The organism is Achromobacter sp. UBA2119 (genome assembly GCF_002331005.1).
In the GTDB taxonomy this organism is placed as follows: Bacteria; Pseudomonadota; Gammaproteobacteria; order Burkholderiales; family Burkholderiaceae_B; genus Achromobacter; species Achromobacter animicus.
The window spans coordinates 32,046-56,091 of the sequence record NZ_DCYD01000002.1; the positions used below are offsets into that span (position 1 = coordinate 32,046).

The window sequence follows — 24,046 nt, forward strand, 5'->3', positions numbered from 1 at the left end:
TCTTTATTTATTTACAGCGCAGCTTCGCCGGCTTCGCCAGTTCTGATACGGATGACTTGTTCAAGGGGGGCGGCAAAGATCTTGCCGTCGCCAATCTTGCCGGTGCGGGCGGCTTGTTCGATCGCTTCGATGACCTGATCCACAAGGTGGTCGGGCACGGCGGCCTCGACGCGCAGCTTGGGCAGGAAGTCAACGGCGTATTCCGCGCCGCGATAAAGTTCGGTGTGGCCTTTTTGGCGGCCAAAGCCTTTGACTTCGGTGACGGTCAGGCCCTGGACCCCGATTCCGGATAGAGCCACCCGCACTTCGTCGAGCTTGAAGGGCTTGATGATGGCGATGATGAGTTTCATGGCATTTCCTCTCTTGGTTGCACGCTCCGTGGTTAAAGCAATATCCATGCCATGTTGGCCAGCGCTGGCGATGCCCGGGAACGGCGCAAAAGTTGTGCAAAATGGCACCGTTGTGGTGCGCGATGCACCGCAGGCCGGCCTCAATTTGGTGCGCAACAACGCGTAGCAGTCACATGCAACGACATGTGATCCGCAAGAGGGATTTGTAGCCATTTAATGCGAGCGATTGGGGGGGCGGATGTGTGCCGATGCTTGCGCGTAGTCGCGTCAACAGAGCGTGTCGTCCGGCGCTCCGCCTTGCGGGCTGCGGTTCTTTGCCCGCCGACGGCCTTTCCACCCCAGCTGGAATTCGTTTGGACCCGTCCAAATTGGGGCGCGACCGTGATACGAGGGTTTACACGGGTCGGCTTGTTGACCGGTGTGGGCTCGAGTTGAATCGGATTCAGGAGGTGCATCCGCCATTTGGACGATGCACTGCGCGGTCGAATAGACCGGCGGCAAGGTTAGTGGTGTTGGTAGGGGGTTGCCGTCAGGCAGCCCGGTTTTCTCCTGTGCTTTGAAGGGCGGTCACCGCATGCGGCCCGCCCTTTTTTTTGCGGCGGCGCAAGCGGTCTCGCCTGAAACAATCTGGCCGACGCACTACACTTGAGCCATCAAGAACATCGAGAGGCCCATATGAACAATCGCACCCAGTGGATGGAAGACCTTCAGAAGAATATTTCCGACCTGATCGCGCGCAGCCCCGCGGCGGACGTCGAGCGCAACGTGCGCGCCATGATGACGCAGGCGTTTTCCAAGCTGGATCTGGTCACCCGCGAAGAGTTCGACGTGCAGGCCGACTTGCTCGCACGTACGCGCGCCCGGGTCGATCAGTTGGCCGCCCAGGTGCAGCAGATGGAACAGCGCCTGACGGGTCTGGACAAGGGTCCGGCGACGGGCCTGGACAAGTAAGTAAGCAAGCGCCGCGCACCCCCCACGTGCGGGTCCAGCGCGAGATCGTTTTGTCACGGCCGCTCTCCGCGGCCGTTTGTTTTTGCGGATACTGGCGTCCCGAACTCATCCGGAGACCCCCGTGACGCTTGCCGTACTCGCCAGCAGGGCCCTCAGCGGCATGCACGCCCATGCGGTCCGCGTCGAAACACACCTCGGGCCCGGCTTGCCAGGATTCAACGTGGTCGGGCTGGTTGATACCGAGGTCCGGGAAAGCCGCGAGCGGGTCAGGGCCGCCATCATCAACAGCGGCTTCGAGTTTCCGGCGGGGCGCATCACCGTCAATCTGTCGCCGGCAGACATGCCCAAGGAGTCCGGCCGCTTCGATCTGCCGATCGCGCTGGGCGTGCTGCTAGCGTCCGGTCAATTGGCCGCGCCTGCGCAAGATGGCGCGCAGGCGGGCCGGCAGCGGGGCGGGCGTTCCGGTGGGGATTCGGGTGAACAGTCCGTAGACCGCTGCGCGGGCCGCTCCGGCGAACTTCCTGGCGAACGTCCCGGTGAGCATCCCGGCAAAGATCCCGACGGCACTTCCAACGAACCTGCCGGCGACAGCCTCGGCGCACATGCCGCGGGACTTGCGGGCGAGCGTCACGCAGATCAGCCTCGCGCACCCGACCCCGCGCTCTCCCGCCTGGTGCTCGCCGGCGAACTGTCCCTCACCGGCGCGCTCGTGCCGGTCGCCGCGCCGCTGGTGATCGCCTTGAGCGTCGCCCGCGACGCGCCCGATGCCACGCTGATCCTGCCGGCTGGCAGCGCCGAGCAGGCCGCCTGGGTCCCGGGGCTGCGCGTCCTTTCGGCGCGTTGCCTGGCAGACGTGGCGGCCCATGCGGCGGGCGCGTCGCTGCTGCCCGATGCCGTGCCCGCACCGTGGCCGCCCGCTACGCCCATTCCCTGCCTGTCCGACGTGCGCGGCCAGCCCGGCGCGCGGCGCGCGCTGGAAGTCGCGGCGGCAGGCGGGCACAGCCTGCTGATGCTGGGGCCGCCCGGCGCGGGCAAGAGCATGCTGGCCGCGCGCCTGCCGGGCCTGCTGCCGCCGCTCGAGCGGAGCCAGGCGCTGGAAGCGGCGGCGGTGGCGGCAATGGCCGGCATGCCCGACGCGCTGACCGGCCAGCCGCCTTTCCGGTCGCCGCATCATTCGGCGTCGGTGGCGGCGCTGGTGGGCGGGGGTGGGCGGCCGCGTCCCGGCGAAATCAGCCTGGCGCATCACGGCGTCCTCTTCCTGGACGAACTGCCCGAGTTCAGCCGCCGCTCGCTCGAGGCGCTGCGAGAGCCGCTGGAAGCGGGAAGGGTGGTCATCTCCCGGGCGCTGCACGCGGCGCAGTTTCCCGCGCGTTTTCAGCTCGTCGCGGCGATGAATCCGTGTCCTTGCGGCTGGCGGGGCCATCCGGCGCGCGCGTGCACCTGCACGCCGGATCAGGTGGCGCGCTACGCGGGCAAAATCTCGGGGCCGCTGCTTGACCGGATCGACCTGCATGTTGCCCTTCCTCCCTCCGATCCCGCCTGGATGACCGCGCCGCCGGGCGAAGCGTCTCAGGCTGTCCGGGAGCGCGTGGTCCGTTGCCGCGAGCGTCAGCTTGCCCGGCAGGGCAAGATCAACGCCGCGCTGGCCGGGGCCGAGCTGGACGAGTTCTGCGTCATGGACGCCGACGCGCAGGCGCTGTTGCATCAAGCCATGCGGCGCCTGACTGGCTCCGCCCGGGCCATGCACCGGGCGCTCCGTGTGGCCCGCACGATCGCGGACATGGACGGCCAGACCGTGCTTGCGGCCAGCCACGTCGCGCAGGCGGTGCAGTACCGGCGAACAGGCGTATGATCCCCGCCTCCTGTCCCCGTTGTTGGCGGAGCACTCCCCGACTCGACAAAGTCCGGGAAATCACCATATAATCAAAGGCTTTTCCGGATGTGGGTAGCTATTTGTCCGCCTTCGGGAAAGATCCGCGAATCAACGTTGCAGTTCAAAAATCGTTGGTTGCGACCCCCCAGAAGTGGCAACAGGTCTACAAGTTTTGGCGTCTTTGGCGTCAAGCACCTGGCGTCATGTAAATCAACAATGCGTGTTTTAGTTTAGGGAATCATCATGCCCAAGATGAAAACCAAGAAAAGCGCTTCCAAGCGCTTTAAGGTGCGCGGCAGCGGCTCCATCAAGCGTGGTCAGGCGTTCAAGCGTCACATCCTGACCAAGAAGACCACCAAGGCCAAGCGTCAACTGCGCGGCTCTGCAGCGGTTCATGACTCCAACGTGGCCTCCGTCAAGGCCATGATGCCTTTCGCTTGATCTAAGGGAGATCTACTATGCCTCGCGTCAAACGCGGCGTAACTGCCCGCGCACGTCACAAGAAAGTCATTGCCGCCGCCAAGGGTTACCGTGGCCGCCGCGGTAATGTGTTCCGTATTGCCAAGCAAGCAGTCATGCGCGCTGGCCAATACGCCTACCGCGACCGTCGTAACAAGAAGCGCACGTTCCGCGCTCTGTGGATCACGCGTATCAACGCGGCCGTCCGCGAGCATGGCGTCAGCTACAGCGTGTTCATCGCTGGCCTGAAGAAGGCTTCGATCGAACTCGACCGTAAGGTCCTGGCCGATCTGGCCGTGCGCGACAAGGCCGGCTTTGCCGCCATCGTGCAGCAAGCCAAGGCTGCCTTGGCTGCCTGATCGCGCGCTTTAACTCATCGCGCATCGCTGCAAACGGGGCTGTAATAGCCCCGTTTGCGTTTTGAAGGCTGGATTTCATGACTCGATTGGTTGACGACCTGGTAGACCAGGCGCAAGAACGGTTCGCCGCGGCCTCGGACGCCGCCGCACTTGAGAACGCAAAAGCTCGCTTCCTGGGCAAGGAAGGCGCCTTGACGGTGCTGCTCAAAGGCCTGGGCAAGCTCGATCCCGAGCAGAAGCGAGAAGCGGGCGCGCGAATCAACCAGGCCAAGCAGAAGATCGAAGAGCTTCTGAACTCGCGCCGCGCCGAACTGGCGCAGGCGGAGCTGGATGCCCGTCTGGCATCCGAAACCATTGACGTCACCCTGCCGGGCCGCGGTCGCGCGCCGGGCGGCATCCATCCGGTGATCCGGACTTGGGAACGTGTGGAAGAGATCTTCCGTTCCATTGGCTTCGACGTGGCCGACGGCCCCGAAGTGGAAAACGACTGGACCAATTTCACCGCTTTGAACAACCCGCTGGACCATCCGGCGCGTTCCATGCAGGACACGTTCTACGTCGACATGAACGACGCGGACGGCCTGCCGCTGCTGCTGCGCACGCACACCAGCCCCATGCAGGTGCGTTACGCCCGCATGAACAAGCCGCCCATCAAGGTCATCGCGCCGGGGCGCACCTACCGCGTCGACAGCGACGCCACGCACTCGCCCATGTTCCACCAGGTGGAAGGGCTCTGGATCGCCGAGGACATCTCGTTTGCCGACCTGAAGGGCGTGTACACCGATTTCCTGCGTTGCTTCTTTGAAAGCGACGATCTGGTCGTGCGTTTCCGTCCGTCGTTCTTCCCGTTCACGGAACCGTCCGCCGAGATCGACATGATGTTCACCTCGGGTCCCAATCGCGGCCGCTGGCTCGAAATCTCCGGATCCGGCCAGGTGCATCCGCAGGTGGTGCGCAACTTCGGGCTGGATCCCGAGCGCTACATCGGCTTTGCCTTCGGCTCCGGGCTCGAGCGCCTGACCATGTTGCGCTACGGCGTCAACGATCTGCGCCAGTTCTACGAAGGCGATTTGCGCTTCCTGCGCCAGTTCAACGAATAACAGACGGCTGATCATGCAATTTCCCGAATCCTGGCTGCGTACGCTGGTCAATCCTCCGATCGCAACCGATGAACTCGCGCACCGGCTCACGATGGCCGGCCTGGAAGTCGAAGAAACCGAGCCCGCTGCACCGGCATTCACCGGCGTGGTCGTCGCACACATTGTCGAGATCGCGCCGCACCCTGACGCCGACAAGCTGCGCGTCTGCCAGGTCGACGACGGCTCCGGTGAACGCCTGCAGATCGTCTGCGGCGCACCCAACGCTGCTGCCGGCCTGAAAGTGCCGCTCGCCCGCGTGGGCGCAGAATTGCCCGGCGGCATGAAGATCGGCGTCGCCAAGATGCGCGGCGTGCAATCTTCCGGCATGCTGTGCTCGGCCCGCGAACTGGGTCTGTCGCAAGACCATGCGGGGCTCCTCGAGCTGCCCGCCGACATGGTCCCCGGCCAGTCCATCCGTGAAGCGCTGGATCTGGACGACACGCTGTTCACGCTCAAACTGACGCCCAACCGCGCCGACTGCCTGTCGATTCTGGGCGTGGCGCGTGAAGTGGCCGCGTTGACCGGCGCGCCGCTGTCGGTGCCCACCGCGGCCGCCGTGCCTGTCACGCTCGACGAGCGCCTGCCCGTCAAGATCGAGGCGCCCGACCTCTGCGGCCGTTTCGGCGGCCGCGTCATCCGCGGCGTGAACGCCCGCGCGGCGACGCCCGAATGGATGAAGACGCGCCTCGAGCGCGCCGGCCAACGCTCGCTGTCCGCGTTGGTCGATATCTCGAACTACGTCATGCTCGAACTGGGCCGTCCGTCGCATGTGTTCGATCTGGACAAGATCCGCGGCGACATCGCCGTGCGCTGGGCGCGTGAAGGCGAAACGCTGGAACTGCTGAACGGCCAGACCGTGACGCTGGACCCGAAGGTTGGTGTGGTCGTCGCTGGCGAGCAGGTCGAAAGCCTGGCCGGCATCATGGGCGGCGAAGCTACCTCGGTGACGCTGGACACGCAGAACATCTATCTCGAAGCCGCGTTCTGGTGGCCGCAAGCCATTGCCGGCCGCGCGCGCCGCTTCAAGTTCAGCTCCGAAGCCAGCCACCGCTTCGAACGCGGCGTCGACTACGCCAGCATTCCCGAGCACATTGAATTCATCACCCGCCTCATCGTCGACATCTGCGGCGGTCAGGTCGGCCCCATCGACGACCAGATCGTCAATCTGCCCCAGCGTCCGCCGGTGCGCATGCGCCTGGCGCGCTGCCATCGCGTGCTGGGCGTGCCGGTCACACGCGAGCAGGTCGCCACGATCTTCGGCAGCCTGGGCCTGGACTACTCGGTCGAAGGCGACGACTTCATCGTCAACCCGCCGTCGTTCCGTTTCGACCTGGAAATCGAAGAAGACCTGATCGAGGAAGTGGCTCGCATCTACGGCTTCGAAAGCATTCCCGACGTGCCGCCGATGGCGCGCGCCAAGATGTTCTCGCAGCCCGAAGTGCGCCGCGGCGCGCATGCGCTGCGCCGCCTCACGGCTGCTCAGGACTACCAGGAAGTCGTGAACTACAGCTTCGTCGAAGCCGACTGGGAACGCGATTTCGCGGGCAACGACAACCCCGTGCGCCTCGTGAATCCGATCGCCAGCCATCTGTCGGTCATGCGTTCCAGCCTGATCGGCGGCCTGGTCGCCAACATCCGTCACAACGCCAACCGCAAGCAGTCGCGCGTGCGCCTGTTCGAACTGGGCCGCGTGTTTTTCCGCGATGCCTCGGCCGAAGACGGTCCGCTGCAAGTGGCCGGCGTGCGCCAGCCCATGAAGCTCGCGGGCGCCGCATGGGGCCCGGCAGTGGAAGAGCAGTGGGGCGTGCCCACGCGCCAAGTCGATTTCTTCGACGTGAAGATGGATGTCGAGTCGCTGTTCGGCGCCCGCGGCCGCCGCCTGCGTTTCGAGGCAGCGGCGCATCCTGCCCTGCATCCCGGCCGTGGCGCGCGCGTCATGCTGGACGGCAAGCAGGTCGGCTGGATCGGCGAACTGCATCCGCGCTGGGCGCAGCAGGCAGACCTGGCGCATGCGCCGGTGGTGTTTGAACTGGACGTGGACGCATTGTCCGAAGGCGAGTTGCCGCAGGTGCGAGAGCTTTCGCGCCAGCCCGTGGTGGTGCGCGACCTGGCGCTGTGGGTCGACGAGGACGTGACGGTACAGTCCATGCTCGACACCGTTGCCGCCGCCGTCAAGGCCGATGCGCAACTGGCCGTCGTGCAGGATGCGCGCGTGTTCGACGTGTGGCGTGACAAGGCGCAAGGCAGCGAACCCGTCGCCGAGAAAAGCCTTGCGTTCCGTTTCTGGCTACAGGACACTGAGGTCACTTTGGACGAAGCCCGCGTGGCGGATTGCCTTGCGCGCATCAAGGAAGCCCTGGTTGCCGCGCACGGCGCGCGCCAACGTGGCTGAACATGGGGACCAGTATGCTTGCCGAGCAACGCACCCTCACCAAGGCCGAGCTGGCCGAACTGCTCTTCGAGCGGGTCGGCCTGAACAAGCGCGAAGCCAAGGACATCGTCGATACGTTCTTCGAGGAAATCCGCGACGCCCTGGCGCGCGGTGATTCCGTCAAGCTCTCGGGTTTCGGCAACTTCCAGGTGCGCGACAAACCGCCGCGCCCTGGCCGCAATCCCAAGACCGGAGAAACCATTCCCATCGCGGCGCGGCGCGTGGTCACGTTCCACGCCAGCCAGAAACTCAAGAGCGTGGTGGAGCAGGCCGTTCCCGCAGCACCGGAGGCCGCGGAGTGATACGCTTTGTCGGTAATTGTTATCGGCGCCCCACGCATCGCGCGCATAAAATCCGCTTATGACACGTACTGAATCCACCGTTACCCTACCGCCCATTCCCGCCAAGCGTTACTTCACCATCGGCGAAGTCAGCGACCTGTGTGGCGTCAAGCCTCATGTCTTGCGGTACTGGGAACAGGAATTCACGCAGCTCAAGCCCGTGAAGCGCCGCGGCAACCGCCGCTACTATCAGCATCACGAAGTGCTGCTCATCCGCCGCATCCGTTCGTTGCTCTACGAACAAGGCTTCACCATCAGCGGCGCGCGCAATCGCTTGGGCGACGCGCGCGACGTGCCGCACGATCAGGACGCCGCCGTGCGCCTGTCGGGCACCGAGATGCAGTCGTTGCGCAACGAACTCGGCAACGTGTCCGCGATGCTCGCCGAAGCATTGGGCACCGCGGCCACTGCGCCCGCTGCCAGCAGCACGACGCACACGGCGCCTGCCGCCTGAGCCGCTGTCACCGCGGTTCTTCGCTTGAAATCCAAAGCTTGAAATCAGTACCCGCAGCGCGCGATGGCCTTCATGGCCGCGCGCTCTGCACAACGTAGTGCCTTGCGCTTTGTGCGCGCCGGCTCATCACACGCAGTCTTGTGAAGGGCGCACGCAAAGCGCAAAAATTTTTTCGAGTATTCAGCACTTTTTTTGCACCAATGCGTGCAAACATTTTTTAGTTCTGCTATACTCTTTTTCTTTCGGGGCGTAGCGCAGCCTGGTAGCGCACTTGCATGGGGTGCAAGGGGTCGCGAGTTCGAATCCCGCCGTCCCGACCAGTAGTTCCAAGGCCGTCAGTGAGAAATCACTGACGGCCTTTCTCATTTGCGGGCCTTCAGATTCCGGCATGTAGCCAGGTTCCCAAGATGGCGTGGTGTACGCGCGTTCGTGGTGTACGTGCGATGCGTGGTGCACGTGCATTTCGTGGTGCACGTACATTTCGTGCTGGCCCTTGCTACACAGCCTATAAAAACAGCAATGCGCCAGCCGCAACGGCTGTGGGCCCCAACGCACCCAGCAATAATCCGCCAACGCTGATCGTCTCGTCCGAAAATCCGCGTTTCAGCAGGGCCACGCCCGCAGGGTTCGGTGCATTAGCGATGACCGTTAGGCCGCCGCCCGCAACCGCGCCCGACACGAGCATGTACTTCGATTCGTCGGATATCCCCTCAATCAACGAACCCAGGTAGGTCAACGCGGCATTGTCGGTGATCGCGGTGAGCGACAGAGATCCGAAAAACAACGCGAGCGGTTCCAGGCTTGAGACGATGGGTTGCAGCCACCAGCCCTGCATGCCTCCCAGGATGACCAGCCCAGCCAGGAAGAACCCAACGAGCAACGCTTCTTTGATGATCAGCGGATTCTGATGCCGTTCGTACGCCTGGGTGTAACCCAGGAACAGCAGAAAGAGGCCGATGAACGCGACAGGGTGGTGCGCCAGTGCCACGACCGCCGCCAGCACGGCCAGATGGACCAGAACAACCGAGAGCGGCACGGGAGGCCTTTCCGACCGGCCTACGCTTTCAGTCGGCAATTGCAGCAGATACTTGCGCATCATGAGTGTCGCAACGGTCGCGTTCACGATGACGGCAATCGCGGCTTTCCAGCCAAAGGTTGCCAGCATGAAGGCGGAATCCCATTGCCAGGTTGCGGCAACCATCAAGACGGGAGGGGCGGCATAGGCCGTCAAGGTTCCTCCGATCGAGATGTTGACGAACAGCACGCCAAGCGCGAAGTATTTGGGAACAGCCGGAATTGCCGGCCGGAACAGCTGCGGCGCGAGCATCAGGGCAGCGATGGTCATGGCGGCCGGTTCCGTGATCAGCGATCCCATCAGCGGTACCGCGGCCAGGCCCAACCACGCCGTCGCAACGGAGGTGTGAAAGGGCACCTTCCTGGCAATGAGGTTGACTGCGGCCATGACAGTCTGGAGTACCGGGCGGGACGCCGCCACTACCATGACGACAAATACAAACAGCGGTTCGGTGTAATTGCGAGACTCGGCGTACGCGAGCGCTTCTGCGCCGCCGGCGGCCATCGCCATGACGATAAGCAGCACAAATGCCCAGAAGCCGAAGACGATTTCGACTTCGCCCAGAAGATGGAACAAACCGGCGTGGCGAGGGTAGCGGTGCGATAGCCGCTCGAACTGCTTGACGGTGAAAGTGTGGATCAGCGCCAGCGCAAAAATGATGGCGGCTGCAATGTCGAGGGCATGGGTGGTGCTGGTCTGCATGGACGTGGGGGTTCCGCGCGGCGGCCCGACCAGCGCTTTGACCTGCCAGCGCGAAGGAAGACGCCTGACACCCAGTCAGGCAGTGTATCAAACTGAATGGAGCGGACAGTGCAATTCGAGGTGGCGATATTGAAACTCATGGGCCTCCAGTCCGACCGCCGCCGTGCTCATCAATCGAACACATCAATCAGCACATCCGCGACTACAGCCGTCGCAATGGCAACAAGGACAAGATCCGAGCCGGCGATTCGCCATTCGTACCCGGGATAGGCGGGGAGGCGAGCGAGCATTGGACCGCGGACCATTTTTTTCGCGATACCTGGAGGCAGGGGCTTTCCGCGTGCGAGGTTTTTGCGGATGCCCGGCGGCAGTTGGCTGTAGCCCGACAGACCGTATTCATGTGCGTAGGTTCTGGCGGTTGAGACCGTGATGCCTGCAAAGCGCAGCGTGACGCTGGAACTATCGGAATTGCCGGTTTTGCCGTTTGGTCCGCCGCCGCCGGAATAGCCTTTTCCAGCGCCGTTGCCGTTGTTATTGTTTTTTCCGCCGCCCTTGTTTTGCCCCTGTCCCTGGCTCTGGCCTGGGTTGTCAGGTTTGCCTTTGCCCTCTGGCGGCGCGGCGAATGCGCCGGTGTTCAAAAAAAAACAGGAAATGGCTGCAATAAATACCGGCTTGGCCCTGAATGTCATGACTCGCTCCACTCAGCCTGAGGCTGGCAGGCTGATTCTAGGGCGGGCAAACATTTTTAGGGTTTGGGGACCTGATCATTTGTAAGCGACTGCGTGCGCAGCGGGGAGGGGCCGCAGCGGCGAGAGGGAGGGAGTGTGCGTAACCGCCCTCTGCTTGATCGAAAGACAGTCACGCCGCTGCGGTGTCAGTTCCGTAACAAACCGCGTTCCCGACGACGGCGGACGCAATGCCCGCGGCCACGTCTTTAATCGAACGATTGCTGTATCAGCCGGCGGCGTTGCAGTTCAGCGAGGCGGGCTTCAGTTTCTTCGCGCCAGCCTGCTTCCCAGGAGGCCAGTCTGGCGCGCCATATCGGTAGCGATTCGCCCGTATGGCCTGGCATATTGGCTTCTTTCATGAGGGGGCAAGCGGAAAGCGGCACGCCATATCGGGCGGCTTCCTGGCCGGCTTTGTGGACGGGGTCATCCATTTTGCGCCTCCTGCAGGGAAAGGTCCTCAGCCGAAAGATGAGCGCGATCAGGATTCGTGTCCAGAAAAGTTACGCGAAGAAATAGCGGGATGGATCAGGCATGCGCCAACGTCCCCGCATCGCCAATGCAAAGCGCCCCGTTTCCCGGGGCGCCTTTTCACTTCATCAAATGACCAGCAGCGACATGGCGCGCGGCACAAAACGTGTCCGGATGCCGGGTGGGGCCTGGCCGCCGCCGGTGGCTTCCATCCATCCGGCTTCCCAGGCCTCGACTTTTCCGCGCCATTGCGAAATCGATTCGCCGGTGTGACCTGGCATGGCGGCGGCCCGGTAATACGGGCAGTCCCACAAGCTCAATCCGTCGCGGGCCGCTTGAGCGCCCAGCTTTTGGATGTCTTCGCGTTGCATGGCAATACCCTCCAAAAGTAGATGCACGGGACGCAAAGTATTCCGTAGGCATCTGCGATTTTCAATAGTCTGCGCGCATCAACCGAGGCGGTGCGGGTGTCATGCGGACCGCGCACATGATCGTCCACGGGCACCCCGCGACTCGTCTGTTATGCGCGCAATTTCGCGGCTCTGTGCCTTTCGCGACCGCCTTGCGGCACGCACAATTTCCGCTTCCCGCCGGCTTCAGGCGGATCTTGAGGATGCTTGGATGCGCTACCGCTACGTCACCGCCGATGTGTTCACCGGCCACGCCTATCAAGGCAATCCGCTGGCTGTTGTATTGGACGCGCAGGGGCTGGACACCCGCCAGATGCAGTTGATTGCGCGCGAATTCAATTATTCGGAAACCAGCTTCGTGATGCCGCCGCAAGACCGCGCCCACACGGCACGTGTGCGCATCTTCACGCCGGACCGCGAGGTGCCGTTCGCTGGTCACCCGAATGTCGGCACGGCCGTCGTGCTGGCGCGCGAGCAGATCGCGGCAGGGCTGTCTGCGCCGCAAGCCTTCGTATTTGAAGAAGAAGCCGGCCTGGTGCGGATTGCGTTGGCGTACGGCGAAGGCGGGTTGCAGGGCGCGGAGCTGCGCGCGCCGCAGCCGTTGTCCTGCGGCCGCGAGGCGCCGTTGGATGCGGTGGCAAGCGCGCTGCGGCTGGAGGTTGCGGACATTGACGTGTCGACGCACGCACCGATGGTGGCGTCGGTGGGCCTGCCGTTTCTGGTGGTGCAGCTTGCCAACCGCGACGCGTTGCGGCGCGCGGTGCCGGACTTGGGCGGATACGCGGCCCTGATGCCGCAGCTTGGCGCAAAGTCCATCTATGTCTACACCACCGACACGGCGGGCGAGGCGATGGACGCGCCCACCGATATCCAGGCGCGCATGCTCACCGGCCGGATGACCGAGGATCCCGCCACGGGTAGCGCGACAGCCGCGGTCACGGCGCTGCGGGCATCGCTGGCGGGCAAGGGCGATCTGCGGTTACGGGTGGGGCAGGGCGTGGACATGGGGCGCGCAAGCTTGCTGCTGGCGCATGCTGAACCGCGCGAGGACGGCGTATGGGCCAGCGTGGCGGGGCAAGCCGTCGTGGTGATGGAGGGCACGCTGCCTGCTCCCGCGGCGGGCTGACGTCGATGCGCGTTGCTGGCGGAAGACGGCCTCGTGTATGCTGCTGCGCATGAACACTTCGCATATCGCTGCCGCAACGCGCGCAGATTTCCGACGAATCACTCGACGTCTACGTTGAGTGGCTAGCCGTGTTCGGGCGCCGGTTTTCCGGCGCTTATTCCAGAAGGCCACGATACCCTCGTGGCTTTTTTGTTTGCCGTATTTCCCCCGCCGAGGCGTGTCGCAAGGCCTTCATTCTTTCATCACAAGGAATGAAGCATGTCTCATCAAGACCTCGCCATCCGGCCTTTTCATCCGACCGACGAGACGGCGCTTATCGCGCTGTGGCACGTCTGCGGGCTGACGCGTCCGTGGAACGATCCGCGCAAGGACATCGCGCGCAAGTTGACGGTGCAGTCCGATCTGTTTCTGGTAGGCGTGCTGGACGGTGAGATCGTGGCGACGCTGATGGGCGGCTACGACGGTCACCGCGGCTGGATCAACTATTTGGCCGTGTCGCCCGAGCATCGGCGGCGTCAGATCGCCACGGCGCTGATGCGGGCCGTGGAGCGCAAGCTGCTGGAGATGGGATGTCCGAAAATCAATCTGCTGATCCGTTCGGACAACATCGTGGTAAAGCGCTTCTACGATAGCCTGGGGTTTCAGGAGGACGCGGTGATCAGCATGGGCAAGCGCCTGATACCGGATCTTTGAAGATGGCGGGTACGAAATACCCGCCTCGAATCATCGGTCTTAAATCGCCTGCGTCAAATACACGGCTTCACGTCCGACAATCGGCATGCGCGTGGGCATGAAGATCGTGCACGCATCGCACGGGGAGCGGATTTCTTCCGTGCCGTTCATGGCAATCAGCTCGCCCTTGTCGAAGGTCTCGAAGCCGATCACGGGTCGCGTGAAGGTGAAGTCTTCGGACTTCACCATGTGGACCTCCAGCAGGCGATAGCGTTGCGGGGTGGGCGGGGGCGGCGTGCCGGCCGGGGTGTCGAAGAGACCCAGATGCGCCAGAAAGCGCAGGGTGACGTCGGTGGCGAGGTCGGCGGCGGAGCGGGCGAAATGCTGGCCGCATTCGACGACGAGCGCGCCGCCACTGTTCGACAGCGGGTCACCGTGATGGCCGTAGCCCATGACACCGGTGCCCGGAAACTTGTCTTGCGGCATGACCAGATGGACCTGCGGTGATCCGACAGCCGCGGCCAGCGCGGTGTTGCGGTCCATCTCGTTGTAGACCCAGAACGGTTGCACGGGCGCGCGCGTGGAATGGATGTCCAGCACGAAGTCGGCGGCATCCAGGATGGGGCGCATTTCGCGGGCACGGCGCAGTTCGGGGCTGTCCTCCGCGCCGTCGAGCATGGCGGCGGACCAGATGCGATTCAGGTTGTGGACGAGCTGGCGGTTGTCGTAAGGCCGGTCGATGTCGAAGGCCTCGTAGGCCTCGACGTGGGCAAAGCTGACCGTCAGTGTGCCGATCTTCGGGCGTACGCCGGTGTCCAGCAGATGGGTGGCGGCCACCATGCCACAGATCTCGTTGCCGTGCGTGATGGCGTTGATGAGCACGTGCGGCCCGGGCTTGCCGGATTCAAAGCGGTGCACATAGGGAATGCCGGTGTTGCCCTCGCGGTAGGCAGAGAGGTCACGCGGCAAGACTTCCAGCGGAGCGGTATCAGGTTCGAAGCCAGGTGTGGTCATGAGAGTTGGTTGAAGGTGGATGTTGAAGACAAAGCGGGAAAACAGCGTTTTTGATCGCATTTTTGCGATCTTCAAGATGCCTCAGCACTAGGTGGATTAGTACGTTTTTACCCCTAAAAAAGTTCGCTTTCCAAGCCTTTTTCTTTGGGGCATATTGCGGCCGGGCAGTCGGAATTCATAGGTGCAGCATGAGTGGGTGGCCACAGCGTCATATCAATGGTTTTCAAGTGCAGTGCGAAGTCGTGGACTTGAATACCGGCGTGTTGGCTATTGAAATACTTGTGAGCCGCAACGGCAACGAGACCGTTGCGCGGCGCTGGTCACTGCCCCGCTTCGTGACCTTCAACGACCCCGTCAGTGCACGGCGCCATGCCGAACTGGTGCTCTCCGGCATCCTGTCCGTGGACGAGTACACCGGTGAACCTCGCTACGGAATTCTCTAGCGCTCGCTAGTGTTTTGTTTCGTTTATCACATTCGTCTGACTTGTCGGATCTGGAATGCCCGGTACAGTTGTCCCTGTATGACAACAAAAGGAGAGCTCCATGTTCGACACTTTTCCTGTTCTGCGCCGCACCGGCATGGCGATCGCGATTGGCGCCGCCGGTCTCGTTTTTGCGGGTTGCACGACGACCACGCCCAGCAAGTCGCCGGCCGCCTCGACGTCCGAGCAGCGGCAGTCGATGAACAGCGCGGCCAACGCGACCCTCGCCAAGCTTTATGAAGCCGCTCCCCAGTCCAAGGATCTGGTGGCGCGCGCCAAGGGCGTGCTGGTGTTTCCGGACGTGCTGAGCGGCAGCTTTATCGTGGGCGCCGAACATGGCAAGGGCGTGCTGCGCGTGGGCGGGCAGAATGCCGGCTACTACAGCACGACCGCGGGCTCGATCGGCTTCCAGGCCGGCGCGCAATCGAAGGCGATGATCCTGCTGTTCATGACGGATGACGCCTTGAACAAGTTCCGCAACAGCAGCGGTTGGACCGTTGGCGCGGACGCCACGGTGGCGGTGGTCAACATCGGCGCCAATGGCCGCATCGACACCAACACGGCTCAGCAGCCGGTGGTGGGCTTCGTGATGAACAACGGTGGCCTGATGGCGGGCGTGTCGCTCGCGGGCACGAAGATCTCGAAGCTCGACCGCTGATCGGGCAAGCGCCCAGTCAAAACGCCGCGGATTCTTCCGCGGCGTTTTGTTTTATGCGGGGCAGGTTGGACCCGCCCCGCGAGGTGTGCCGGCCGTTCAGCCGATCACGTTGTCGCTGTTGTTGCGCAGGGCTGCTTCGCGCTCGATCTCGGCTTGCTCGATGTGCGGATCCAGCCCGCGCCAGCGCAGGATGTGGCCGCGCTCTTCTTCGGGCTCCCAGCCCAACATGCCATAGCGCGTGATTTCGGTTTCGCCGCTGGCGAACTCCACTTCAAAGTAACCCTGACGATCGGGTAGCGAATTGCCGGGGAACCATTCGGTTTCGGGCATGGTTTGCTCCTTGCTAAGCGATGGGAGGGATGCTGACGCCGATCAGGAAAAGCCGGCGTCATGCGTTTTCATTGTGGGCCGGCCCCCGCAATCCCGCAAGCGCCGGATGGATACGAAATGCGGCGTCAGGCAAGCGGCACGGCGGTGGTGTAGAGCACCTGCTTGAGCGCAAAGCTGGAACGGATGCTTGCCACGCCGGGGATGCGGGTGATGTGTTCGACGATCAGTCGTTCCAGCGCATCGACATCCGGCACGAGCGCACGGATCAGGTAGTCGGCGTCGCCGGACATCAGGTAGCACTCCATGATTTCGGGCAGCACCGCGATCTCGCGTTCAAACACGTCGAGCGCGGCCTTGCGCTGCTTGTCCAGCGAGATCTGGATGAAGACGTTGACCTTCAGACCCAATTTGCGCGCATTCAGCAGCGTGACGCGCCGATCGATGAGGCCTTCGGTTTCCAGTCGCCGCACGCGCGCCAGGCACGGCGAAGCAGACAGGTTGACGCGCGCGGCCAGCTCAACGTTGGTGAGCCGAGCGTCGCGTTGAAGTTCATTCAGGATGCGGATGTCGGTGGCATCCAGGTTGATTTCCGGCATAAGTGACCTTCAAGCGGCAGGTTGGCAGTGCATCTGTGCTGAGTATGCCGGTTATTGGCGCAGAAAGCGGTCAAAAATGCTGGGGTTTACCCTATAGACTGTTCCGTCCTCCGGTCAAAGCGCCGAAATGCAGAATAATCAGCGGCAGAGCAGGGTAGTAATGAGTCAGTACGGCAGTCTTCGCAAGTTCCTCCCGCTCGCGGGCGCGGTTGCCATTTGGGGCGGAAACTGGCCCGTCATGAAGTTGGGCCTGGCGCACATGAGTCCGTTGTGGCTTGCCGCCAGCCGATTCGGCTCCGCCGCGCTGATCAGCGTGCTGGTGCTAGCGGCGCTGGGTCGCTTGCGTTTGCCCTCGCGTCAGGAATGGCTGCTGGTGGCGGGCGTGGCCTTGCTGCAGATGGGCGCATTCACGGCGTTGGCGCTTTGGGCCCTGCAATACGTGGCGCCAGGCCGCGCCTCGGTCATTGCCTATGCGACATCCATCTGGGTGATTCCCTTGTCATCGATGATCTTGAAGGAACGCCTCTCGATGGGCCAATGGCTGGCGACGGCGCTCAGCTACGCCGGCATTGGCGTCATCGTCGCGCCCGCATTCAGCCCGTGGCAGGCGCATACCGTCATCGGTCTGGTGATGCTGTTGGGCGCGTCATTTGCCTGGGCCTGCAACATCATCCAGTTGCGCGCCAATCGCCATGTGCGGCTGGGCGCCGACATGATTCCCTGGCAAACCGCGATGGCCACGATCCCGCTGGCCGCGCTGGCATGGCTGCGCGACGGCGCGCCGACCTTTCTGGGCGATGCGCAGGCCTGGCCGCTGATCCTGTACACCGGACCGCTTGCCACGGCGCTGACGTTCATCGTCGTGCTGGGCATGACGCAGAAACTGCCGCCTGCCGCGACGTCCATCGCGATGCTGTGCGTGCCGGTGATCGGTTTGATCGTGTCGTCCGTCGTCTTCCACGAACGCATCTCGGCAGACCTGGCGCTTGGACTTGCGCTGATTGCCGCCAGCGTCGCCGCGTCCGCGTTGGCCACGCGCCTGCGGCGACCGCTTGCGCTGCGTCCTTCCTAGAACGCACTAGAATGGCGTGCGCCGGAAATGGTGCCGGCCGGTGATGCGGAACGCGCTGCGGATATGGACTCGTTATATGTAGTGGTCGTGGTGGGAGCGATGGCCGCGGGCTTTGTGCAAGGCCTGTCGGGCTTTGGCTTCGGCATGGTCGCCATGTCGTTCTGGGCCTGGACCGTGGACCCGCGGCTTGCTGCGGCGATGGCGGTGTTCGGCGCATTGACCGGGCAATTGCTGGCGGCGTTCACGGTGCGTCGCGGCTTTGCCATGGCGCATCTGCTGCCGTTCGTCGTCGGCGGATTGCTCGGCATTCCGCTGGGCGTAAAGGTGCTGCCGCATCTGGACCCCGTGGTGTTCAAGGCCTTCATCGGCGGACTGCTCGCCATCTGGTGTCCGATCATGCTGTTTGCCGCGCGGATGCCGCGCATCACGGTGGGGGGCAAGGTGGCCGATGGCGTGGCCGGCGCGATCGGTGGCGTCATGGGCGGGTTGGGCGGTTTCACCGGCGTGATTCCCACGTTGTGGTGCACCTTGCGCGGCTTTGATCGCGACGTGCAGCGCGCGGTGATCCAGAACTTCAACTTGTCGATGCTGGCGGTGACGATGGCCAGTTATGTGCTGACCGGTGTCGTCACGCGCGACATGTTGCCGCTGTTTGCATTGATCGTGCCCGCAATGCTTGTGCCGACGATATGGGGCACGCGCGTCTATGTGGGCATCAGCGATGTCGCGTTTCGCCGGGTGGTGCTGGGCTTGTTGACGATATCCGGCATCGCGTTGCTTGCGTCGTCAGTGCCCCGCCTGCTTGCCTGAGTGCCTCCGCCTGAGGGGCGGAAAGGGCTTGACGGCCGTGCTATCGTTGACAAATTCAAGAGAGAATCACGCATGGCATTGCATCGTTTCGAAAAGGGCGAACTGGGACATTGGCTACGCGTCGTGGCCGACAACAACGAACCCGGCGCGGTCCAGACCGAAGTGCCCGCGCATGTCGCGCAGGCGCTGGAAACCTTGCGCTGCATTGAATCCGGCGCCGATGGCCGCTGGGTCATCACCGACAAGGGCAGGCTCTCGCTGCGCATGGAAGAGCCGGGCGCCATCCATTTGCGCTAAGCCATTTGCGGTCTTCGCGGCGGTAAGACAATCGCCCGATTACGCAGTTCACCATATCCGTCATTTGAACAGCCGCAGGCAAAGTACTGCATGGTTGCGAATGTTTTCGCAGTATTTCGTGCTGGATGCCATCCCTACAGTGCGGCAAGGCATATCCTGAGACGGAATGTGGGAATTGACATCTTTCGGACGTATTCCACCCTGCGTCCGACCAGTAAGATGAACTTTGCGTGACGGATGCAGGTCTATTGTCTTGCGCGGGTAATTTTGCCCTGTCGCACGTCACGCGTGGTTCGCGCGTTTAGGTAACCGACTGGGAGGTAGCACATGCAGCATCGTGACCAGGAAGTACTGATCGACGTTTCCACAGCGGCCATGGATACCGGCGGATATGGCGTATTGCTGACGGTTACGGCTGAGGGCGGCACCGAAGTGGATGCCGCGTTTTCCCACTTGGGCAACTGCGCTTCGTTGGACGAAGCACGTGATCGCGCGGAAATCTTCGCGCAAAACTGGGTAGAGGAAAATATCTTCCGATAGGGCTTGCACCCTGGACGGAGCTGATCGGCACGACCGGTCTGTGTGTGCATGAGCACGTGGCGCATACCTTCGAGATGGCGACGACGATTTCGGTTATCGTTGCTGCTCCAAAACCTGGGGCCCTCGTCGGGTATGCGTCGTTCCAAGATGACTGCCGCACAGACCAATTCCTTTCTAGCGGATGATATCCGCGCGCTGCGGGCGCATTTTGATTCGGTCGTGTTGCCCATGTGGTTGGGCCGCGGTTTCAACGAAACGCTTGCTCTGCCTTACGAATCTCTGAATTCCGCCAGCGGTGAACCGTTGCCACCAACGCGTTATCGCGCGATGGCTTGTGCGCGCCAGTTGTATGTTTTTGCGCAGGCGCCGGGCGAGGCGGCCGCGCAGCATGCGGACCGGTTGTTCGAATCCCTGCGGCGCGTGTTCCAGGACGAGCACGGCGGTTGGCGATACAGCGTCGATGCGGCGGGTCAGCCGCTGGACGATACGCAGGACCTGTACACGCACGCGTTCATCGTGCTGGCCGCTTCCGCCTATTTCCGGCGTAGCCGCAACGCGCAGGCGCGCAAACTGATGCTGGCCACGGCGCGCACGATCGAGGCGCGTTTCAAGACCACCGATTCGCTGTATCACGCGGCGCTCAGCGCGGACTTCTCGCAGCCGCTGAAACCGCCGGCGCAGAATCCGATGATGCATCTGACCGAAGCCTATCTGGCGGCGGCGCAGGTTGCCGAACCCGCCTGGTTTGCGCAGCAACTGCGCGAACTTGCGCAAGGCATCAGCCAGTTCTTTGTGCATGCGCCGACGCAATGCGTATCAGAGGCGTTGCAGGGCAGTGCTGCAAACCGGCTGGAGCCCGGCCATCAATTCGAATGGCTGTCTCTCGTGCACGAATCGGCGCAGGTGTTCGAAGGTCTGGACCTTGTAGAGTCCCTGCCGCGCGCCGTGCAGTGGTCGCGTGATCATGGCGTCGATGCCGCGGGCGTGATCGCCTCGCTGGACGAGTCCGGCAAGGTTGCGGACGATACCCGCCGAATCTGGGCCCAGACGGAGTACCTCAGGGCGTTGGCGGTGATGGGCGATCTACCCGCGCTGCAACCGGCGCTGGCAAATTTCCGCAGCCGCTTCCTGCACCCCCCAGGCTGGTACGAATGCCTGGATACAAACGGAAACGTGACGCGGCCCGATATGCCCTCCACATCCCCCTATCACCTAGCAACATGTTTGGCGGCGTTACAAAACGTTGTTTGCTAATCACGTTAACAATTTAGTTCTCCCTATAAAGGCGATTTAATAGAAAGACATTGGTGAAATCCCTTACAATTTGCTAACACTGTTTGTGGGGAAGCATCAATGAGCGTTATGTGTTTGGCTTGCCAACGCATTAATCCAGGACTTGCAGGCGTAGCGCCGCATTCGCACCTGGGACATCAAGGATTTACCAACCCAACGCAGAAAGGCCGGGAGGAAAGCCGCGAAGATCACTTCCGCTGCCTGAATTGCGGCGCGAAATGGCTGCGCGAGACCGACAAATGGGGCGTGGACCTGGGCTTCAAGCTCGCGCCCTGATCGGAATTCACCGGCACTCGTACGACACGGGCCCCTTCATGGGGCCCGTTGCTTTTGGGGCGGAATTCGGCGTGCGGAAAAGTGAGGACGATAGCCGGCGCGGCGCGATGCGCGGGGCGTTCAGCAAGGGGCGCGTGCCGCCATGACATCGGGATCGCGGCTGGCGGTTTCCAGCAGCCATTGGCGGAAACAGGCGAGGGCGTAGTGATCGCGCCGCTGTGCGGGAGCGCACAGGTGATAACCGCGGTCGATGCGGATGACCAGGTCTGGAAAGGGCGCGGCGACCCGGCCCGCCTGCAGTTCGTCCCGGACCAGGCAGCGTTGCAGCACCGCGATGCCCATGTCGGCCATCACCGCGCGTATCAGGATGGATACCTGATCAAACCCGTTCGACAGCGCGACACTGCCGCGCGCCACGCCAGCCGCACTGAACCATTGCGACCAGTTTTCCTGGCCGTTGGTATGAAACAGCAGCGGCTCGCCGAGCAACCCCTGCGGCGTGCTCCACAGACCTTGCGCGTGACGTTTCGCCAGTCGCTCCGGATGGCAGATCACCACCATCTCGCGACCGATGACGTAGTCCGCGTGCCAGTTGGGCCACTGCGCCGGCGTGCCAGACAGGATGCTGGCATCCGGCGTGGCGCCGGAAAAGTCTTCGCTGCGGCGGTAGGCCGAAAAGCCGAGCTGGATGTCAGGGTGGCGCTGGTGGAAGTCCGGCAGGCGCGGCACAAGCCACGCGCTGGCCAGCGTCGGAACAGAAGAAAGCGTCAAGCGCAGCCGCCGGTCGTCGGCGCGTAACTCCGAGCTGAGCGTTTCGATCGCCTGCAGCGGCGCCCGCGCGCCATCGTAGAGCTTGCGGCCGGTGTCGGTCAGCGTGAGGCCGTGCGCATTCCTGTGCATGAGAGGCTGGCCGAAGTGCGCCTCCAGGCGCGAGATGGCACGGCTGATGGCACCCTGCGTGACGCACAGCACTTGCGCAGCCTGAGTGAAGCTGCCCAGCCTGGCCGCCGTCACGAAGGCATGCAGCTCGGACATCGACGGCGAATGCAAACGCATCTAGCATGACCTTTGGTAATGAAGGAGTGCAATATAGTCGTTTGAAAGGGGATCGTAAAGTTTGGACACTGGCGGCCTTCAGAACAACAACCCAGGAGTCGCCTCATGTCCCGCCGTCTTTTTGGCCGGTCCGCGCGCTTTGCGCTCGCCGGCATGTTTGCCACGTTGTCCTTCTGCGGCGTCACGCATGCCGCCGACTATCCCGCGCGTCCGATCAAGCTGGTGGTGCCGTTCGCGGCGGGCGGTTCGACCGACATCGTGGCCCGCCTGGTGGCTGAATACGCAGGGCGGGATCTGAAGCAGACCATCGTGGTGGAGAACAAGGCTGGCGCTGGCGGATCGCTGGGCATGGAACAGGTGGCGCGGTCGACGCCGGACGGGTACACCATCGGCATGGCGACCATGAGCACGCACGGGTCAAATCCGGCCGTGTTCCGCAAGATGAACTATGACCCCGTCAAGGACTTCGTGCCGGTGGCCAATGTGCTGGCCGTGCCCAGCATCTTTGCGATCAATCCGAACATTCCGGCCAGGAACATGGCCGAATTCGTGGCGCTGGCCAAAGGCGCGCCCGAGCGCTACAGCTTCGCGTCGCCGGGCGTGGGCTCGCTGGGACACGTGAACATCGAGAATTTCATGATGCTGTCCGGCATCAAGTTGCTGCACGTGCCTTATCGGGGCGCGGGTCCGGCGTTGAACGACGTGATGGGCGGACAAGTGGATGCGATCACGGACAATCTGTCGTCGACGTTGCCGCAGGTGCTGGGCGGCAAGCTGCGTCCGCTGGCCGTGCTAGGCGCCGAACGTTCGCCCTTGCTGCCCGACGTGCCCACGTATATCGAACTTGGCTATCCCGACATGGGCACGGGCGGCTGGTTCGGTCTGGTGGCGCCCGCCGGCACTCCGCAAGCGGTGGTGGAGCGTCTGAACAAGGCCGTTCGCGTGGCGATGGAAAACCCGGAATTCCGCAAGAAGGCCGAAGAGGTGGGTGGTACGCTGATGCCCACGACGCCGCAAGAATTCCAGGTGCAGATCGACCAGGCTTTGGCCCGTTATGCAAAAGTGGCCAAGACCGCCAACATCCAGGCTGATTGACGATGACGACCGCCGACTTCCCCGCTGTTTCCGTTCATGAACCCATCGGGCCCGCGTTGCCGTTGGTCTGTGATTCGCCGCATAGCGGCGAGCGTTATCCCGACGATTTCGGGGCCTCGGCCACGCTGGCGCAATTGCGCCAGGGCGAGGACACGCACGTGGACGCGTTGTGGTCGGCGGCGCCCGCACTGGGCGCCACGCTGGTGGCTGCCAATTTTCCGCGCGTCTACATCGACCCGAATCGCACGTTGCAGGATCTGGATCCGGAACTGCTGGCCGAGCCCTGGCCCGAGCCGCTGGATCCTGGCGAGAAGACGCGGTTGGGCAAGGGACTGATCTGGCGGCGCATGGACAAGGCCACGCCGATCTATGACCGCAAGCTGACGCTGGCGCAGGTGCGCCATCGGATCCAGGCGTACTACGAGCCTTATCACGGGGCGCTGGCCAAGGCGATCCGGCACGTCGAGGAACGTTTTGGTGCCGTGTGGCACCTCAATCTGCATTCGATGCCGAACGATGCCTACGAGCGGCTTGGACGTCACAGCGAGCATCCCCTGGCGGACTTCGTGCTGGGCGATCGGGACGGCACGACGTGCGAGCCCGAGTTCATCGCATTGATCGAGACGGCGCTGCGCGACAAGGGCTACACCGTGGCGCGCAACGATCCGTACAAGGGCGTGCAGCTCATCGCGCAGATCGGCCAGCCCGCGTTGAACCGGCACAGCCTGCAAGTCGAGATCCGGCGTCCGCTCTACATGGACGAGGCAACGCGCGAACGCAATGCCGGCTTCGATTCGCTGCGCGCCGATCTGTCGCACGTGCTGGAACAGGTGGCGGCCTTCGTACGGGTACGCGCACAGGCGATCGCGTCGACAAAATAGAGTCGCTTGCATAACGGCGCGCGGACCGGCATTTTGCGGACGTTGCCCCCTTAAGTTTCCTTGCCGCAGGCCGTTGTGCAACGTGTCGGTGCGCTTGCATGAACGCGC

The 24,046-nt window shown here is 63.2% G+C and carries 29 protein-coding genes and 1 tRNA gene; 21 read left to right on the plus strand and 9 right to left on the minus strand.

Translation table 11 applies throughout. From position 1 onward, the window contains the following. Positions 1-11: 11 nt before the first annotated feature. On the minus strand, positions 12-350 hold the full coding sequence (locus B3098_RS00380; RefSeq protein ID WP_006218735.1) for a P-II family nitrogen regulator: 339 nt from the start codon (positions 348-350) through the stop codon (positions 12-14). A 675-nt stretch (positions 351-1,025) separates the two neighbouring features. Between B3098_RS00380 and B3098_RS00385 the strand changes: the two genes are divergently transcribed. From B3098_RS00385 to B3098_RS00425, 9 genes are all read left to right on the plus strand, one after another. Beyond that, the gene (locus B3098_RS00385; protein ID WP_056315890.1) at positions 1,026-1,301 is read left to right on the plus strand and encodes an accessory factor UbiK family protein; all 276 of its coding nucleotides are present in this window, start codon (positions 1,026-1,028) and stop codon (positions 1,299-1,301) included. A gap of 121 nt (positions 1,302-1,422) precedes the next feature. Then, positions 1,423-3,153 (plus strand): YifB family Mg chelatase-like AAA ATPase, encoded by a 1,731-nt coding sequence (locus B3098_RS00390; protein WP_286890020.1) that lies wholly within the window; start codon positions 1,423-1,425, stop codon positions 3,151-3,153. A 264-nt stretch (positions 3,154-3,417) separates the two neighbouring features. Then, positions 3,418-3,615: a 50S ribosomal protein L35 gene (gene rpmI / locus B3098_RS00395; protein ID WP_008159912.1), complete on the plus strand. Its 198-nt coding sequence runs from the start codon at positions 3,418-3,420 to the stop codon at positions 3,613-3,615. 17 nt (positions 3,616-3,632) lie between these two features. Next, positions 3,633-3,992 (plus strand): 50S ribosomal protein L20, encoded by a 360-nt coding sequence (gene rplT / locus B3098_RS00400; RefSeq protein ID WP_006218741.1) that lies wholly within the window; start codon positions 3,633-3,635, stop codon positions 3,990-3,992. 77 nt (positions 3,993-4,069) lie between these two features. Further along, on the plus strand, positions 4,070-5,092 hold the full coding sequence (pheS, locus tag B3098_RS00405) for a phenylalanine--tRNA ligase subunit alpha (protein ID WP_175124022.1): 1,023 nt from the start codon (positions 4,070-4,072) through the stop codon (positions 5,090-5,092). A gap of 13 nt (positions 5,093-5,105) precedes the next feature. Beyond that, the gene (gene pheT / locus B3098_RS00410) at positions 5,106-7,523 is read left to right on the plus strand and encodes a phenylalanine--tRNA ligase subunit beta (RefSeq protein ID WP_286890037.1); all 2,418 of its coding nucleotides are present in this window, start codon (positions 5,106-5,108) and stop codon (positions 7,521-7,523) included. A gap of 2 nt (positions 7,524-7,525) precedes the next feature. Continuing rightward, positions 7,526-7,864, plus strand: coding sequence for an integration host factor subunit alpha (locus B3098_RS00415; protein WP_082579019.1), 339 nt, complete (start codon positions 7,526-7,528; stop codon positions 7,862-7,864). Positions 7,865-7,922: 58 nt separating this feature from the next. After that, the gene (locus B3098_RS00420) at positions 7,923-8,357 is read left to right on the plus strand and encodes a MerR family transcriptional regulator (RefSeq protein WP_175138542.1); all 435 of its coding nucleotides are present in this window, start codon (positions 7,923-7,925) and stop codon (positions 8,355-8,357) included. Positions 8,358-8,600: 243 nt separating this feature from the next. Further along, positions 8,601-8,677, plus strand: a tRNA-Pro gene (locus B3098_RS00425). A gap of 185 nt (positions 8,678-8,862) precedes the next feature. On the opposite strand, the gene B3098_RS00430 is transcribed toward B3098_RS00425, so the two are convergent. The 4 genes from B3098_RS00430 to B3098_RS00445 all read right to left on the minus strand — a co-directional run bounded on the left by B3098_RS00430 (position 8,863) and on the right by B3098_RS00445 (position 11,701). Beyond that, positions 8,863-10,134 carry a putative Na+/H+ antiporter gene (locus B3098_RS00430; protein WP_279973422.1) on the minus strand — a complete coding sequence of 424 codons (1,272 nt, stop codon included), beginning with the start codon at positions 10,132-10,134 and terminating at the stop codon, positions 8,863-8,865. A 170-nt stretch (positions 10,135-10,304) separates the two neighbouring features. Further along, positions 10,305-10,823 (minus strand): anti-virulence regulator CigR family protein, encoded by a 519-nt coding sequence (locus tag B3098_RS00435; RefSeq protein ID WP_286890041.1) that lies wholly within the window; start codon positions 10,821-10,823, stop codon positions 10,305-10,307. 245 nt (positions 10,824-11,068) lie between these two features. Then, complete coding sequence (locus B3098_RS00440; protein ID WP_175185015.1) at positions 11,069-11,293, minus strand: CrpP-related protein; 225 nt, start codon at positions 11,291-11,293, stop codon at positions 11,069-11,071. Positions 11,294-11,458: 165 nt separating this feature from the next. Beyond that, complete coding sequence (locus B3098_RS00445) at positions 11,459-11,701, minus strand: CrpP-related protein (RefSeq protein WP_175124028.1); 243 nt, start codon at positions 11,699-11,701, stop codon at positions 11,459-11,461. A gap of 250 nt (positions 11,702-11,951) precedes the next feature. Here B3098_RS00445 and B3098_RS00450 point away from each other — a divergent pair, with 250 nt between their 5' ends. Together B3098_RS00450 and B3098_RS00455 are read left to right on the plus strand one after the other, a co-directional pair. Beyond that, on the plus strand, positions 11,952-12,866 hold the full coding sequence (locus B3098_RS00450) for a PhzF family phenazine biosynthesis protein (RefSeq protein WP_286890044.1): 915 nt from the start codon (positions 11,952-11,954) through the stop codon (positions 12,864-12,866). Positions 12,867-13,124: 258 nt separating this feature from the next. Further along, positions 13,125-13,559 carry a GNAT family acetyltransferase gene (locus B3098_RS00455; RefSeq protein WP_286890045.1) on the plus strand — a complete coding sequence of 145 codons (435 nt, stop codon included), beginning with the start codon at positions 13,125-13,127 and terminating at the stop codon, positions 13,557-13,559. A 39-nt stretch (positions 13,560-13,598) separates the two neighbouring features. Here B3098_RS00455 and B3098_RS00460 read toward each other — a convergent pair whose 3' ends face one another. Continuing rightward, positions 13,599-14,552 carry a succinylglutamate desuccinylase/aspartoacylase domain-containing protein gene (locus tag B3098_RS00460; RefSeq protein ID WP_286890046.1) on the minus strand — a complete coding sequence of 318 codons (954 nt, stop codon included), beginning with the start codon at positions 14,550-14,552 and terminating at the stop codon, positions 13,599-13,601. Between the two features lie 242 nt (positions 14,553-14,794). Between B3098_RS00460 and B3098_RS00465 the strand changes: the two genes are divergently transcribed. Both B3098_RS00465 and B3098_RS00470 read left to right on the plus strand, forming a co-directional pair. After that, positions 14,795-14,995: a hypothetical protein gene (locus B3098_RS00465; protein ID WP_224776782.1), complete on the plus strand. Its 201-nt coding sequence runs from the start codon at positions 14,795-14,797 to the stop codon at positions 14,993-14,995. A gap of 100 nt (positions 14,996-15,095) precedes the next feature. Next, positions 15,096-15,692: a BPSL1445 family SYLF domain-containing lipoprotein gene (locus B3098_RS00470; RefSeq protein WP_175124033.1), complete on the plus strand. Its 597-nt coding sequence runs from the start codon at positions 15,096-15,098 to the stop codon at positions 15,690-15,692. Positions 15,693-15,788: 96 nt separating this feature from the next. On the opposite strand, the gene B3098_RS00475 is transcribed toward B3098_RS00470, so the two are convergent. Both B3098_RS00475 and B3098_RS00480 read right to left on the minus strand, forming a co-directional pair. Beyond that, positions 15,789-16,022, minus strand: coding sequence for a hypothetical protein (locus B3098_RS00475; RefSeq protein WP_175124034.1), 234 nt, complete (start codon positions 16,020-16,022; stop codon positions 15,789-15,791). Between the two features lie 125 nt (positions 16,023-16,147). Beyond that, positions 16,148-16,618: an Lrp/AsnC family transcriptional regulator gene (locus tag B3098_RS00480; protein ID WP_006226939.1), complete on the minus strand. Its 471-nt coding sequence runs from the start codon at positions 16,616-16,618 to the stop codon at positions 16,148-16,150. Between the two features lie 160 nt (positions 16,619-16,778). Between B3098_RS00480 and B3098_RS00485 the strand changes: the two genes are divergently transcribed. The 6 genes from B3098_RS00485 (at position 16,779) to B3098_RS29015 (ending at position 20,906) form a co-directional block, all read left to right on the plus strand. Then, on the plus strand, positions 16,779-17,690 hold the full coding sequence (locus tag B3098_RS00485) for a DMT family transporter (RefSeq protein ID WP_286890047.1): 912 nt from the start codon (positions 16,779-16,781) through the stop codon (positions 17,688-17,690). A gap of 63 nt (positions 17,691-17,753) precedes the next feature. After that, positions 17,754-18,500: a sulfite exporter TauE/SafE family protein gene (locus B3098_RS00490; protein ID WP_279973410.1), complete on the plus strand. Its 747-nt coding sequence runs from the start codon at positions 17,754-17,756 to the stop codon at positions 18,498-18,500. 72 nt (positions 18,501-18,572) lie between these two features. Further along, positions 18,573-18,797: a hypothetical protein gene (locus B3098_RS00495; RefSeq protein ID WP_175138534.1), complete on the plus strand. Its 225-nt coding sequence runs from the start codon at positions 18,573-18,575 to the stop codon at positions 18,795-18,797. 327 nt (positions 18,798-19,124) lie between these two features. Next, the gene (locus B3098_RS00500; RefSeq protein WP_006218759.1) at positions 19,125-19,337 is read left to right on the plus strand and encodes a hypothetical protein; all 213 of its coding nucleotides are present in this window, start codon (positions 19,125-19,127) and stop codon (positions 19,335-19,337) included. A 147-nt stretch (positions 19,338-19,484) separates the two neighbouring features. Next, positions 19,485-20,591: an AGE family epimerase/isomerase gene (locus tag B3098_RS00505; RefSeq protein ID WP_286890054.1), complete on the plus strand. Its 1,107-nt coding sequence runs from the start codon at positions 19,485-19,487 to the stop codon at positions 20,589-20,591. Positions 20,592-20,690: 99 nt separating this feature from the next. Further along, complete coding sequence (locus B3098_RS29015; RefSeq protein WP_006388022.1) at positions 20,691-20,906, plus strand: hypothetical protein; 216 nt, start codon at positions 20,691-20,693, stop codon at positions 20,904-20,906. Between the two features lie 120 nt (positions 20,907-21,026). Here the strand turns inward: B3098_RS29015 and B3098_RS00510 are convergent, their stop codons facing one another. Then, positions 21,027-21,962, minus strand: coding sequence for a LysR substrate-binding domain-containing protein (locus B3098_RS00510; protein ID WP_279973406.1), 936 nt, complete (start codon positions 21,960-21,962; stop codon positions 21,027-21,029). A gap of 105 nt (positions 21,963-22,067) precedes the next feature. On the opposite strand from B3098_RS00510, the gene B3098_RS00515 reads away from it, so the two are divergent. Then, entirely contained in the window at positions 22,068-23,057 is a 990-nt protein-coding gene (locus B3098_RS00515; RefSeq protein WP_286890055.1) for a Bug family tripartite tricarboxylate transporter substrate binding protein, read from the plus strand. 2 nt (positions 23,058-23,059) lie between these two features. Then, positions 23,060-23,938, plus strand: a complete 879-nt coding sequence (locus B3098_RS00520) for an N-formylglutamate amidohydrolase (RefSeq protein WP_279973403.1) — start codon at positions 23,060-23,062, stop codon at positions 23,936-23,938. Positions 23,939-24,046 lie beyond the last annotated feature (108 nt).